The following is a 13820-nucleotide window of genomic DNA, read 5'->3' on the forward strand; positions in this document are numbered from 1 at the left end:
TTAGACCTGCTCCTGAGCAGCCAACTCTGCCGGGTGGAGCTCCTGCAGAGCCTTAACGCTCATCTCACCGTTGCGCAGTGCCAGGATGCCCTGCAGTGCTGCGACAGCGCCCTGAGCGGTAGTCACACAAGTTACGCCCTGGCTCACCGCAGCGGCGCGAATCTCGTATCCGTCAGAACGTGCGCCAGCGGAACCGGATGGGGTGTTGATAATGATGTCAACCTCACCGTCGCGGATCATGTCGACAATGTCGCGCTCGTCCGTCGGCGCTTCGGAATCAGTCGTACGCTTTGCGACGACCTCACACTCGACACCGTTGCGGCGCAGCATGCCGGCAGTACCCTCCGTTGCCAGGATGCGGAAGCCCATATCCGCCAGCGTGAGGATCGGGAAGACCAGAGTGCGCTTATCGCGGTTGGCCAGCGAGACGAAGATCGTGCCCTCGGTCGGCAGCTCACCGAAACCGGCCAGCTCGCCCTTGGCGAAAGCGGCACCAAAGTTGTCTGCCAAGCCCATGACTTCACCGGTGGACTTCATCTCCGGGCTCAGCAGGCTGTCGAGAGCGCGGCCCTCGAAGTCGCGGAAGCGGTTGAACGGCAGGACGGCTTCCTTAACCGCAATCGGAGCGTCAGCAGGCAGAGAGCCACCGTCGAAGTTGGACGGAATCATGCCCTCTTCGCGCAGTTCCGCGATAGTAGCGCCCATCATGACGCGGGACGCGGCCTTAGCCAGCGGAACTGAGGTTGCCTTGGAGACAAACGGTACGGTACGAGATGCACGCGGGTTGGCCTCGATGACGTAGAGCGTCTCGTCCTTGAGTGCGTACTGAACGTTCATCAGGCCCTTGACACCGATGCCGTGTGCCAGTGCCTTGGTGGATTCACGCACCTTGTCGATGATGCCTGCAGACAGAGTCATCGGAGGCAGCGCACACGCGGAGTCGCCGGAGTGAATACCGGCTTCCTCAATGTGCTCCATAACGCCGCCGAGGTAGACCTCTTCCCCATCACACAGTGCATCAACATCAATCTCGATGGCGCTGTCCAGGAAGCGGTCAACCAGTACCGGGTGCTCATTGGACAGCTCGGTAGCGCGGTTGATGTAGTCCTCCAGAGTGGCCTCATCGTAGACGATTTCCATGCCACGGCCGCCGAGGACGTAGGACGGACGGACCAGCACCGGGTAACCGATACCAGCGGCAACCTGGCGAGCTTCTGCGAAGGAGGTGGCGGTACCGAACTCCGGCGCCGGCAGCTTGGCCTCAGCCAGCACCTTGCCGAACTCACCGCGGTCCTCAGCCAGGTCGATTGCCTCTGGGCTAGTGCCGACAATCGGAACGCCTGCGGCCTGCAGACGCTCCGCCAGGCCCAGCGGGGTCTGGCCACCGAGCTGAACAATGACGCCTGCGACCTTTCCGGACTGGCTCTCAGCGTGGTAGACCTCGAGGACATCCTCGAAGGTCAATGGCTCGAAGTAGAGGCGATCTGCGGTGTCGTAGTCGGTGGAAACCGTTTCCGGGTTGCAGTTGACCATGACGGTCTCGTACCCAACCCGGGAGAGCTCGAGCGCCGCGTGGACACAGGAGTAGTCGAACTCAATACCCTGGCCGATGCGGTTAGGACCGGAACCGAGGATGATGACCTTTTCCTTCTCGGTCTGCGGGGCGACCTCGGACTCAGCAGCCGGGTCCAGCTCGTATGCCGAGTAGTGGTACGGAGTCTGTGCTTCGAACTCGGCGGAGCAGGTATCGACAGTCTTGAATACCGGGTGGATGTTCAGGCGCCAGCGCAGCTCGCGCACGCCGTCTTCCCCGGCCAACTCCGGACGCAGCGCAGCAATCTGGGCGTCGGACAGTCCCCAGTACTTAGCCTCACGCAGCAGGTCGGAGGTCAGCACCGGAGCGTCGATAAGCTCCTTGCGGATATCCTGCAGGTTTTCCATCTCGGCGATAAACCACGGATCCAGGCCGGAAGCTTCGTGGATCTGCTCGATGGAAGCACCCAGACGCTGAGCCAGCTCAACGTCGTAGATGCGACCTTCAGTCGGACGCTTCAGGTCCTCAAGGACAGCGTTGACATCGTTTGCGCGCTCACCTGCAAAGTCCTCATCCGGAACAGTCCAGAAACCAGCTGGCTTGTTCTCCAGCGAACGCATGACCTTACCGAGCGCGCCGATGTAGTTACGGCCGATAGCCATGGCCTCACCGACGGACTTCATGGTGGTGGTCAGCGTATCGTCAGCACCTGGGAACTTCTCGAAAGCAAAGCGTGGAGCCTTGACAATCACGTAATCCTGCACCGGCTCAAACGCTGCCGGGGTTTCACCGGTGATGTCGTTGGTGATCTCATCGAGGGTGTAGCCGATAGCCAGCTTGGCAGCAATCTTTGCAATCGGGAAACCAGTTGCCTTGGAAGCAAGCGCCGACGAGCGGGAGACGCGCGGGTTCATCTCAATGGTGATGATGCGGCCGTCATTCGGGTTGATGGCGAACTGGATGTTACAGCCACCGGTGTCAACGCCGACCTCACGCAGAATTGCGATGCCCTGGTCACGCATGGTCTGGAACTCGCGGTCGGTCAGAGTCATCGACGGAGCGACAGTCACCGAGTCACCCGTGTGGACACCGAGGGCATCAACGTTTTCAATGGAGCAGACCACGACAACGTTGTCGTCGCCATCGCGCATGAGCTCGAGCTCAAATTCCTTCCAGCCGAGGATGGACTCCTCGATCAGAACATTGGCCTCGGGCGATGCGGCCAGGCCGCCACCTGCAATACGGTCGAGGTCTTCCTGGTTGAAGGCCAGACCGGAACCCAGACCGCCCATGGTGAACGACGGGCGAACAACGACCGGAAGACCGAGCTCTGCAACAGTCTCGTGGACTTCTTCCATGTTGTGGCAGACGCGGGAACGTGCGGATTCGCCACCAATCTTGGCGACGATGTCCTTGAACATCTGGCGATCCTCACCGCGCTGAATGGCCGGAATATCAGCACCAATCAGCTCGACATTGTACTTCTCCAGAATGCCCTCGCGGTCCAGCTGAATAGCTGCGTTCAGTGCAGTCTGGCCACCGAGAGTTGCCAGGACAGCGTCAATCGGGTTGCCCTCTGCAGCTTCCTTGGCCAGGATCTTTTCGATGTACTTGGTTTCAATCGGCTCGATATAGGTGGAGTCTGCGAACTCCGGGTCAGTCATAATCGTTGCCGGGTTGGAGTTGACCAGCGTGACTCGCAGGCCCTCTTCGCGTAGCACGCGACAAGCCTGGGTGCCGGAGTAGTCGAACTCGCAGGCCTGACCGATAACAATCGGGCCGGAGCCGATAACCAGTACGTGGTTGATGTCTGTACGACGTGGCATGGTGTTAGGTCCCTTAGCCCTTTCCTACTTGTTCGAGTTTCCGGTTGCGGACTTGTTGAAATCGACCTTCTGGATCAGCGCCAGGAAGTCATCAAAGAGAGAGTGCGCATCGTGCGGGCCGGCTGCGGACTCCGGGTGGTACTGCACAGAAAAGGCCATGCCGTTCTTCAGTGCGACACCTTCCACGACGTCGTCGTTAAGGCAGGTGTGCGTAACCTCTGCCTCGCCCCACGGGGTATCGAAACTCTCGCCGGCCTTGCCTTCAAGTGCGAAACCGTGGTTCTGAGCGGTGATAAAAATACGGCCAGTGCGGTGGTCCTTCACCGGAACATTGACGCCGCGGTGACCGAAGACCAGCTTGTAGGTATTCAGGCCGAGTGCGCGGCCAAGAATCTGGTTACCGAAGCAGATACCGAATAGCGGCATGCCGTCATCGAGGGCAGCCTTGGCGACCGCAACCATCTCATCAGCAGTTGCCGGGTCACCCGGGCCGTTGGACAAAAAGACACCGTCCGGCTGGTATTCCTTCTTAATATCTTCGTACGGAGTGTTAGCCGGAACAACTACGACTTCCAGGCCACGCTTAGCCAGCTCACGCGGGGTGTTGGACTTGATGCCCAGGTCGTAGGCCACAACACGTGCCTTCTTCTCCCCCTGTGGTTCCACGACATAGGCCTCATCGGTGCTGACCTCGCGAGCCAGATCCGCGCCCTTCATCGCAGGCTGAGCGCGAACGATTTCCACCAGCTTATCGACGGGCTGCTGTGCGTCCTCACCGGAGAAAACACCAGCGGCAATCGAGCCATTGTCGCGCAAATGGCGAACCAGCGCGCGGGTATCAATCTGGCGGATACCGATGATGCCCTGTGCCTTCAGTTCATCTTCCAAGCTGCGCTCCGAGCGCCAGTTGGAGGGAATGCGCGACAAATCGCGGATAATAAAGCCAGCTGCCCAAATCTTGTTTCCGCGGGACTCGTAGTCCTCATCGTTCCAACCGGTGTTGCCGATCTGTGGTGCGGTAGCCACAATCAGCTGGCGGTGGTAGGACGGGTCCGTCAGGGTTTCCTGGTAGCCCGTCATAGCGGTGGTAAAAACTGCCTCACCCAGGGTTGTACCGGTGGCGCCGAAACCGCGTCCGCGGAACACTCGGCCATCTGCCAATACCAGGACTGCCGCTGTAGCGGCCGCGGCCTGCGACTCGTTGCTCACGTTATTGCCTTTCAGTTGGGTAGCGTGCGAGGAATTTACATTAATCATACGGGACGCATGTGAATTTTTATGCGTTGACATGAATATTATCCAGCGACCTCTCCGTTAAGAGCGGTCACCTTACCGCGCAGCACGGTAGCTGCCACGGACACGGCCATCTCCATTTCCTCATAAGGAGTGTTCTCGGACTTCGACGCCAGGTCTTCGCCGCGGACCGTCCACTTTTTGCCCGGGTCAACAACGGTCAGGTTGGCAGGCTCACCGACAGCAATCGGACGGCCGTGCCCCGGTAGCTTCACGATTTGAGCGGGACGCTCACTCATGACCTTGGCCAGCCAGCGCCAATCACAATCGCCCTTCAAAACGAACTCTTCGGCGATGATTGGCATCGAGGTCTCCAGACCAAGCATGCCGGGCTTAGCGTGCTCGAACTCGCAGCACTTTTCTTCAGAGCCGTGCGGAGCGTGGTCGGTAGCGACACAGTCAATGATCCCGTCAATCAGAGCCTGACGCAGAGCCAGGGTGTCGCGCTGCTCACGCAGCGGCGGATTGACGCGGTAGACGCCGTCGTAGGTCTCCAACTTCTCATCGGTGAGAATCAGGTGATGCGGGGTAACCTCGGCGGTCAGCGGAATATCATGCTCCTTTGCCCACTTGACCAGCTCAACCGTGCCTTCGGTGGAAGCGTGGCAGATGTGCATGCGTCCGCCGTAGTCGCGAGCCATAATGGCATCTCGGGCCACGATGGACTCCTCAGCTACGCGCGGCCACCCGGTCAGGCCGAGTCGTGCGGCGGTTGGACCTTCGTGAGCCGATGCATCTGCGGTCAGACGCGGATCTTCGCAGTGCTGCGCCAACAATACGTCTTCGCCGCGGGCGTATTCAATCGCGCGGCGCATAATCAGCGGATTGTCAACGCACTTACCGTCATCGGAGAACATGCGTACCTTCGCCTGCGAGTCTGCCATCATGCCGAACTCAGTCAGCGTCTCGCCCTTCAGCCCCTTAGTAATGGATCCGACCGGGTGAACGTCGCAGAGGTTCAGCGCCTGGCCCTTGAGCCACACCGACTCAGCAATCGAGGGGTCATCGGTTACCGGCGCGGTATTGGCCATAGTGAACACTGCGGTGAAACCACCGCGTGCTGCGGCAGCGGAACCAGTGGCCAGGGTTTCCGTATCTTCACGACCCGGCTCCCGCAGGTGCACATGGATGTCAACCAGGCCTGGCAAGAGAACGAGGGAGTCGAACTCCAGGACCTCTACCCCGTCCTCGGCCGTGAGATTTTCTCCAATCTCAGCGATAACGCCATCTTCGATCAAGACGTCGACGTCTTCGCCTTCACCGTAGGGACGCACACCCTTCAGCAGCAGCTGTCCCCGTGCGGGTGCTGCCAATGGTCCTACCTCGGGGTACGAGGCTTCGTCATACTCATTGCGATTCGACATTTATGCCTGCCCTTCCAAGTTGGTGGAAACACCTGAGGTCAGCAGTGTGAAAAGAACTGCCATGCGGACGTGGACACCGTTGGCTACCTGCTGCAGCACGGCAGTGCGCGGCAAATCAGCGACGGCATCGTTAATTTCCATGCCACGAAGCATCGGGCCTGGGTGCATCACAATGCAGTCGTCGCGAAGCATCTTCTCGCGAGCCTTCGACAGCCCGTAGCGAGTGGCGTATTCGCGATGGGATGGGAAGAAGCCTCCGTTCATGCGCTCCTGCTGAACGCGGAGCATCATCACGGCATCAGCATCGCGGATCTCGTCTTCCATGCGGTAGGCAACACGCACCGGCCAGGTCTCGATGCCAAACGGCAGCAGCGTCGGTGGCGCGACGAACACGACCTCGGCGCCGAGCTTGCTCAGCAGATCGGCGTTAGAGCGAGCGACGCGAGAATGCAAAATATCGCCAACGATGACGACCTTGCGCCCCTCAATTCCACCGAGGCGCTGACGCAACGTCACCGCGTCCAGGAGAGCCTGCGTCGGGTGCTGGTGCTTTCCGTCACCCGCGTTGATGATCGATGGGCCGTTGCCAAATTCCTCAGTCCACTTGACGATCAGCTGTGCCGCGCCCGACGATGGGTGCCTAACGACGATGGCATCGCCGCCGATAGCATCCAAAGTCAGCGCGGTGTCTTTCAGACTCTCGCCTTTCTTCACAGAGGAAGAGGAAGCCGAGATATTAATAACATCGGCGCTCATCCACTTACCCGCAGTCTCAAAAGAAGAGCGGGTACGCGTGGAATTCTCGTAAAAGAGGTTGTAAATAGTGCGGCCACGCAGGGTCGGCAGCTTCTTAATTTCCCGACCGCGGATGACCTCCTTGAAACGATCGGCCTCATCCATCAGGCCGACAATTTCATCCTTGGTCAAATCCGCAATGCTAATCAGGTGTTTCACTGTTCCTCCGCCCGGGTGAGAATAACCGCGTCACGGCCGTCAAGTGCCTCTACCAGCACATCGACGTCTTCGTCGCGGGAAGTTGGCAGATTCTTACCGACGTAATCGGCGCGAATTGGTAGTTGACGATGACCACGATCAACCAGCACTGCAAGCTGAATTACTCGTGGGCGACCGATGTCAGCAATAGCGTCGAGTGCGGCGCGAATCGTGCGACCTGAGAAGAGGACATCGTCTACGAGAACAACGGTGGTGCCGTCGATTCCGGAGTTTGGAATGTTCGTGGGCTGCAGGGCGCGGTGCGGGCCCTTGCGCAAGTCATCCCTGTACAGGGTGATATCAAGCGATCCAGTTTCCGGGCGAATGCCGGAGAACTGTTCAATCAAATCGGCTAGCTTCTCCGCCAGCGGTACGCCACCAGATGGAATGCCGAGGAGAACTACGCGCCCAGCATTTGGGCTATCCAGCGCAGTTTTTTCAATAATTTGGTGCGCGATGCGCGCGATGGTACGTGCAACTTCGTCTGCATTGAGCAGCTCGGTTGTTTGCGGCGTTCCTTCGCTCATCGTGACCTCCTTCCCCGCCTCTCAGTGCGGTCCGTTAAAGGATGTCTTGATTGTGGATATTTGATTATCAGTTTGCGTGACCCGCAACTACGGTCGCGGTGCAAACTTCCGCTGACCAGAATAGCACTCACACTTAAATTGCCTCTAAATGCAACAAAACTCCAAGCCCCCAAAAAAGGGACTTGGAGTTTCAGACAATCCGCGAGAACCGACTGTGATCGGCTCGCAGTGAGCCCGGCCGCTTTGATTGGCTAGGACCCGTTCTCGCTCTTAGCCACGTCTTCAGCCACCAGCTTGGCAATATCGCTCATGTCCAGGCCGGTAATCTTAGCCATCTCATCGGAGTCAGCCAGTGCCTTGTCAGCTTCCTCATTTGCAGCAGCCTGTGCCTGAATAGCCTCGTCGAACTGGGACTCGCCCACCGAAGTGCTAACAGCTGCTGCTGCCAGGCGTGCCTGGTCGGCAATCTTGGCCTCGGCATCGAGAACTGCGTTGATGTACGGTGCCGCCACATCAGTGGAGTATTCCGATGCCAGCTCAACGCCTTCCACCACGGCCACACGCGGAGGCACGTCGGAGTTGTAGAACAGCTCCCAGGTGGAAAGACGCAAAATAGCACGGTCGACTGCTGGTAGACGGCGCAGCGGCCACTCCTCCGTCAGGTACGAAGAAATCGTCGAGTCGATACCGATAATTTCCGCAGCTACACCGCGCACGATCTGCTCGGTGTACTCCGCAATTGGGTTCACATCCAAATCGGGATTACGGACCATTTCCAGCCGCTCTTCAAGAAGCTTGACGACGTCGACGCCTCGCTGCTCGGCCTCAAATAGCAGATCTACCGCACGACGGCGCGCACGGTAGCGCGCGCCGTGGCGCTTGTAGTTAGGTTCGCGAACTTTCGCGGACTCCTGCGCATCCGGGGTCTCGACGGACTTGTGATCCTTTTCAGTCATGGATGTGTATGTATCGCTCTCAACAAAAGGGTGAACTAGATGAGGGAATTAGTGGTTGACGCGGGACAGGTAGGAGCCGTCACGGGTGTCGACCTTCAGTACGTCGCCGGTTTCGATGAACAGCGGCACCTGAATCTCAGCGCCAGTCTCCAAAGTTGCCGGCTTGGTGCCACCGGTGGAGCGGTCGCCCTGCAGCCCCGGGTCGGTCTGCTCAACCTTCAGTTCAACCGAAACAGGCATTTCAGCGAAAAGAACGTTGCCCTCATGGAAGGACACCTGGCAGGTGGTTTCCGGAAGCAGGAACTTAGCACCCTCCGGCATCTGAGCGTCCAGGATGGAAATCTGGTCGTAGGTCTTGTCGTCCATGAAGACGTATCCTTCACCGTCGTGGTACAGGTACGTCATGTCGCGGCGGTCGACGGTAGCAGTCTCAATCTTGACGCCAGCGTTGAAAGTCTTGTCAACAACCTTGCCGGTCAGAACGTCCTTCAGCTTGGTGCGGACGAATGCCGGACCCTTACCTGGCTTGACGTGCTGGAACTCCACGATCTGCTGAAGCTTATTGTCGTGCTTGATAACTAGACCGTTTTTAAAATCTGCGGTGGTAGCCAACTAAACTCTCCTGAAATTGTTAAAAAGCTCTCTGACGAAACCACGATACTCCGTATCTCATCGAGAGAAAAATAAAACGCCGTGATGTTAGGCTCGCGGTTTCGGCAGCTGCGTAATAATTTCCGGCTCGGTGTCGGTGATAATCAACGTATCTTCGATGCGCACACCGCCGAACCCCGGCACATAAATACCAGGCTCGATGGTCAACGTCATGCCAGCTGCCAACTTCCCCTTGCCGGTGCGAGCAGCAAATGGAGCCTCATGCACCTCAATACCGATTCCGTGGCCGGTGGAATGAACGAAGTGCTCCCCATAACCAGCCTTTTCAATAATGTCCCGGCATGCTGCGTCTACAGCCACAACATTAGCCCCTGGCACGGCCGCTTTTACGCCAGCCAGCTGGGCTTCCAGCACGACATTGTAAATCTCTCGGGCCTTCTCGTCTGCGAACTCCACCCCGGCAACAATCGCGCCGTCCAAATCTGACGACGTATTGTTCGGATCGTTTTCGCTTGACGACGTTCCCGCCTCACCGGCAAAGAGGGTACGTGTCATATCTGAGTTGTAGCCCCCGGCAAAGGCGCCAAAGTCAATAGTGACCAGGTCACCTGCCTCGATTACGCGATCTTCCGCTCCGTGGTGTGGCTTGGCGGAATTCGGGCCGCTCGCGACAATCGTGTCGAAGCTTGGCCGATCGGCGCCATGCATGCGCATGCGGTACTCCAACTCTGCGGCGACTTCGCGCTCCGTGCGGCCGGCGACCACGATGCCGTCGTGAAGCAAGTCCTCGAATGCGCGGACCGCGATGTCAGCGACGTGGCGCAGAGCGACGAGTTCTGTATCGGACTTGACCTCCCGCAGTTTAGAGACGACGCCCGTAGTCGATACCAGCTCGAGTGCCTGTGGCCGGGCATCCTCTAGCTCTTGATAAGCGGCCATAGTGAGGAACTCAGATTCAACACCAAGACGCGAGATATCCAGCTTTCGGCATTGACCGACGAGTGCCACGCCGGTGTTGCGGGCGGTGAGTAACTCCACGTCCGGTGCCTGTTTGCCAGCCTGAACCGTATAGCGGCCGTCGGTGGAAAGCAGCGCTTCCCCACTGGCCGCAACAATCAAACCAGCATTCGAGCCGTGGAAACCTGTAAGCCAACCAACATGCGTCGGATCGACTGTGAGGAAACCGTCGCAGTCGTTGTCGGACAATGCGTCGATAAGAGCGGCTCGGCGGGCGGCGTAGTTCGTGGAGATATCTGTCATAGTTTCGTACTCACCCTTCTCAGTGCCATGGAATACCCATCAGTTCCGCATCCGACGATAACGCCCGCGGCAAGCGCCGACAGGTACGAGTGGTGCCGAAACTCCTCCCGGGCGTGAATGTTTGAAATATGGACCTCGTGGAAGCCCGCGCCGTCGGCAATTTCGGCAAGCGCGTCACGTAGGGCGACGGAGGTGTGTGTCAACCCCCCTGGATTGATAATGACTGGCCAACCGTAGTCGGCAGCTTCGTGAACCCACTCGATGAGTTGACCTTCATAGTTGGATTGGCGGCAATCCACTACGACGCCAAGCTCCTTGGCTAGGGTGCGAAGTTCAGATTCGACATCGGCCAAAGTAGTGGCACCGTAAATTTCTGGCTGACGCTTGCCTAGACGATCGAGGTTCGGGCCGTTCAGAACAAGCACGGTCGGAATCGCCGTTGTGGCATCAGTTGCTGCGCGAAGAGAGGTCATGAGCGGGCTGACTCCTCCGATGCGGCGTGCCCATTGTTGCAGAGCAGTTCGTATGCACGCTCGAGGTCATCCATTCCCGGGCCTTCAAGACGGGCTGTTTCACCGGGGTTGTCCAGAATAACGAATCGGATCGCACCATCGCGGTTCTTCTTATCCCTGGTCATAGCATCGTAGAGCTCGGTAAAACGACCTGCCTGGTAGGTCGTTGGCAGCCCAATGCACTCTAGGATGCGACGGTGGCGGTCTACGAGTTCCTGATCAATATGTCCGGTGATCTTGGCCAGCTCAGCAACATAAACCATGCCTACAGCTACGGCGTGGCCATGGCGCCAGCGGTAGTTTTCAAAGTGCTCAACGGCATGACCGAAAGTGTGGCCATAGTTCAGGATCTCACGGAGGCCAGATTCCTTCAGATCCTCAACGACAACGCGTGCCTTGACAGCAATCGCGCGCTCGACCAGTTCTGGCAGGTCACCGTCAACATCGAGGCAGGCCTGCGGGTTTGCCTCGTAAAGATCGAGAATCTTCGTGTCCGCGATAAATCCAGCCTTGATAATCTCTGCCGAGCCCGCAATCAGCTCGGCCTTCGGCAAGGTGCGCAGGACGTCAAGGTCACAAAACACCGCGGCAGGCTCGTGGAAAGCGCCGACCAGGTTCTTGCCGGCTGCAGTGTTGATACCGGTCTTACCGCCGACAGCCGCGTCGACCATGCCGAGCAGCGTCGTCGGGACCTGGATAACCTTCACTCCACGCATCCACGCGGCGGCGACGAATCCACCGAAGTCTGTGGCTGCACCGCCGCCAATCGCGATTACCGCGTCACGCCGACCCAGACCGCGTTCACCAAAAGTGTCCCAAACTGTTTCAGCAACTGCGAGCGTCTTGCCCTCCTCCGCATCCGGAATCTGGATGCTGAAAGCGTCGACTCCCTTGTCCGCCAGTGCCTTGATGACGCCGAAGCTCAGCTCTTGAACGCTCCCCTGGTGAATTACCGCAACCTGGGAGGCAAAGGTAGCGGCCTCCGCAATCTGCTCGGTGAGTCCATGCCCCATGGTCACCGTGTACGGGGATGGGCCTTCAACACGGATTGTGCGGGTTGAGTTCATTGTCAGTCCCTAGTCGTTAGCGTAAGAAATGTATGGAGTTGCTGGTTATACGGCAGTGATTAGCTGCCGCCTTTTAAGAGTCGCCAGTTAAGCCTCGTCGCAGGTTTCATCGAGGTAGCTGAGGATCTCGGCCACAACGCGCTGCGGGGAACGTTCGTCGGAACGCACCTTGAAAGTGGCTGCATCTTCGTAAAAAGCTCGGCGAGCCTCATAGAGCGCGCGGTAATGAGCCTCAGGGTCATCCGCCTGGAGCACCGGGCGCGAATTGTTACCCGCTGTACGACGGACCCCCTCTGCAATGCTGATCTCGAGGTAGACGACGTTATGGTCTGCCAGCAGGTCACGGGTCGCCTGCGAAATCACGGCACCACCGCCAAGTGAGACGATTCCGTCGTGGGTCAGAGCCTCCGCCACGATTTGTTCCTCGATACGGCGGAATTCCGGCTCTCCCAGCTCGGAAAAGACTTCCCCACAAGTCTTGCCCATGCGCTGTTCAATCATCTCATCGGTATCGGTGAGTCTTGTGCTCAATGCACGAGACAGTCGACGACCGATGGTGGACTTTCCCGATCCGGGCGGTCCGACAAGGACAATAGTAGGAACGGACATTCCCCTCGTTTTACCCTTCTTCGTGTGCGCGACTGTGGCGCTATTTCCAATCAAGGCGACGTCGAGTCTGCTCCAAGTAGCCCTCAACGTTACGCTTGGTTTCCTCCAGGCTATCGCCGCCGAACTTTTCCATCACTGCACGCGCCAGTACCAGCGCGACCATTGCCTCTGCGACAACACCGCCGGCCGGGACCGCGCAGACATCAGAGCGCTGGTGGATTGCGGTAGCTGCATCGCCGCTGGCCATATCGACGGTCTTCAGCGCACGCGGAACGGTCGAAATTGGTTTCATCGCAGCACGCACAACGAGAGGTTGAGCATTAGTCATGCCACCCTCCAGGCCACCGGCGCGGTTAGTTTCCCGATCCACGCCGTCGTCGGTACGCACCATTTCATCGTGAGCCTCGGTGCCACGGCGACGGGCTTCCTCAAAACCGTCGCCGATCTCCACGCCCTTGACGGACTGAATTCCCATCAAGGCAGCCGCAAGCTGCGAATCCAGACGGGCATCACCGGAAATGTGCGATCCCAGACCCACCGGCAGACCGTGGACAACGACCTCGACGATGCCACCGAGGGTGTCGCCCTGCTTCTTGGCGGCCTTGATTTCGTCAATCATCGACTCCTCCGCAGCTGCGGAGAATGCACGTACTGGCGACTCGTCAATCTTGTCCTGATCAGCGAAGGTCGGCAGTGGCCCCTCGTAGGGCTCCGAACGACCGATGGAAATAACGTGGCTGACAACTTCCACACCGAGAGTCTCACGCAGAATTGAGCGTGCCACAACCGATGCCGCCACACGTGCTGCAGTCTCGCGAGCCGATGAACGCTCCAGGATGTTTCGAGCATCGGTGTGGTTGTACTTCAGCATGCCGTTGAAATCGGCATGCCCCGGGCGCGGGCGGGTTAAGGTGGCGCCACGAGCTGTATCCAAAACAACTGGGTCAACTGGATCCGGGCTCATGACCTCAGTCCACTTGGGCCATTCGGAGTTGCCGACCATAATGCCAATCGGCGATCCCAGCGTCTCACCATGTCGAATGCCAGTCAGCAGGGTGACCTCATCAGCCTCAAACTTCATTCGCGCCCCGCGACCATAGCCGAGGCGGCGGCGTGCGAGGTGGCGTGATACGTCATCTGTAGTCAGGGGAAGTCCGGCTGGCGCGCCTTCTACGAGAGCGATAAGCGCTTTGCCGTGAGATTCACCCGCGGTAGTCCAACGAAGCATAGGTATCATAATGTCACGTTTGCCGTACTTCTTGTGCAT

11 protein-coding genes and 1 pseudogene are annotated in these 13820 nt (G+C 58.6%); all 12 read right to left on the reverse strand.

Annotation, left to right across the window (positions count from 1 at the left end; genetic code table 11):
- On the reverse strand, positions 1 to 3360 hold the full coding sequence (gene carB, locus ADB02_RS09480; protein WP_049190766.1) for a carbamoyl-phosphate synthase large subunit: 3360 nt from the start codon (positions 3358 to 3360) through the stop codon (positions 1 to 3).
- A 24-nt stretch (positions 3361 to 3384) separates the two neighbouring features.
- Positions 3385 to 4617, reverse strand: coding sequence for a glutamine-hydrolyzing carbamoyl-phosphate synthase small subunit (gene carA, locus ADB02_RS09485; RefSeq protein WP_414630090.1), 1233 nt, complete (start codon positions 4615 to 4617; stop codon positions 3385 to 3387).
- Positions 4618 to 4655: 38 nt separating this feature from the next.
- A complete protein-coding gene (locus ADB02_RS09490; protein WP_016422710.1) occupies positions 4656 to 6017 on the reverse strand; it encodes a dihydroorotase in 1362 nt (453 codons plus the stop codon).
- A complete protein-coding gene (locus tag ADB02_RS09495; protein ID WP_049190768.1) occupies positions 6018 to 6971 on the reverse strand; it encodes an aspartate carbamoyltransferase catalytic subunit in 954 nt (317 codons plus the stop codon).
- Entirely contained in the window at positions 6968 to 7537 is a 570-nt protein-coding gene (gene pyrR, locus ADB02_RS09500) for a bifunctional pyr operon transcriptional regulator/uracil phosphoribosyltransferase PyrR (RefSeq protein ID WP_016422708.1), read from the reverse strand. The genes ADB02_RS09495 and pyrR overlap by 4 nt, the downstream gene beginning before the upstream one ends.
- A gap of 434 nt (positions 7538 to 7971) precedes the next feature.
- Positions 7972 to 8493 (reverse strand): annotated as a pseudogene (gene nusB / locus ADB02_RS09505) (transcription antitermination factor NusB); the annotation flags it as partial.
- A gap of 48 nt (positions 8494 to 8541) precedes the next feature.
- Complete coding sequence (gene efp, locus ADB02_RS09510; RefSeq protein WP_016422706.1) at positions 8542 to 9105, reverse strand: elongation factor P; 564 nt, start codon at positions 9103 to 9105, stop codon at positions 8542 to 8544.
- 87 nt (positions 9106 to 9192) lie between these two features.
- On the reverse strand, positions 9193 to 10365 hold the full coding sequence (locus ADB02_RS09515) for a M24 family metallopeptidase (protein WP_049172962.1): 1173 nt from the start codon (positions 10363 to 10365) through the stop codon (positions 9193 to 9195).
- Positions 10362 to 10838 (reverse strand): type II 3-dehydroquinate dehydratase, encoded by a 477-nt coding sequence (gene aroQ / locus ADB02_RS09520; protein WP_016422704.1) that lies wholly within the window; start codon positions 10836 to 10838, stop codon positions 10362 to 10364. Before aroQ ends, ADB02_RS09515 begins: the two co-directional genes overlap by 4 nt.
- Positions 10835 to 11944 (reverse strand): 3-dehydroquinate synthase, encoded by a 1110-nt coding sequence (aroB, locus tag ADB02_RS09525; RefSeq protein WP_016422703.1) that lies wholly within the window; start codon positions 11942 to 11944, stop codon positions 10835 to 10837. The genes aroQ and aroB overlap by 4 nt, the downstream gene beginning before the upstream one ends.
- Positions 11945 to 12031: 87 nt before the next feature.
- A complete protein-coding gene (locus ADB02_RS09530) occupies positions 12032 to 12553 on the reverse strand; it encodes a shikimate kinase (RefSeq protein WP_048731844.1) in 522 nt (173 codons plus the stop codon).
- Between the two features lie 40 nt (positions 12554 to 12593).
- A complete protein-coding gene (gene aroC / locus ADB02_RS09535) occupies positions 12594 to 13781 on the reverse strand; it encodes a chorismate synthase (protein ID WP_187400145.1) in 1188 nt (395 codons plus the stop codon).
- Between the last annotated feature and the right edge of the window lie 39 nt (positions 13782 to 13820).

It is taken from the genome of Corynebacterium sp. 212_CJEI (assembly GCF_001055915.1).
In the GTDB taxonomy this organism is placed as follows: domain Bacteria; phylum Actinomycetota; class Actinomycetes; order Mycobacteriales; family Mycobacteriaceae; genus Corynebacterium; species Corynebacterium jeikeium_D.

What these genes read in the sequence shown, in the direction of transcription:
- carB (WP_049190766.1), bottom strand. Translation starts at nt 3,360, where the DNA reads ATGCCACGTCGTACAGACATCAACCACGTACTGGTTATCGGCTCCGGC.
- carA (WP_414630090.1), bottom strand. Translation starts at nt 4,617, where the DNA reads ATGATTAATGTAAATTCCTCGCACGCTACCCAACTGAAAGGCAATAAC.
- ADB02_RS09490 (WP_016422710.1), bottom strand. Translation starts at nt 6,017, where the DNA reads ATGTCGAATCGCAATGAGTATGACGAAGCCTCGTACCCCGAGGTAGGA.
- pyrR (WP_016422708.1), bottom strand. Translation starts at nt 7,537, where the DNA reads ATGAGCGAAGGAACGCCGCAAACAACCGAGCTGCTCAATGCAGACGAA.
- ADB02_RS09515 (WP_049172962.1), bottom strand. Translation starts at nt 10,365, where the DNA reads ATGACAGATATCTCCACGAACTACGCCGCCCGCCGAGCCGCTCTTATC.
- aroQ (WP_016422704.1), bottom strand. Translation starts at nt 10,838, where the DNA reads ATGACCTCTCTTCGCGCAGCAACTGATGCCACAACGGCGATTCCGACC.
- aroB (WP_016422703.1), bottom strand. Translation starts at nt 11,944, where the DNA reads ATGAACTCAACCCGCACAATCCGTGTTGAAGGCCCATCCCCGTACACG.
- ADB02_RS09530 (WP_048731844.1), bottom strand. Translation starts at nt 12,553, where the DNA reads ATGTCCGTTCCTACTATTGTCCTTGTCGGACCGCCCGGATCGGGAAAG.
- aroC (WP_187400145.1), bottom strand. Translation starts at nt 13,781, where the DNA reads ATGCTTCGTTGGACTACCGCGGGTGAATCTCACGGCAAAGCGCTTATC.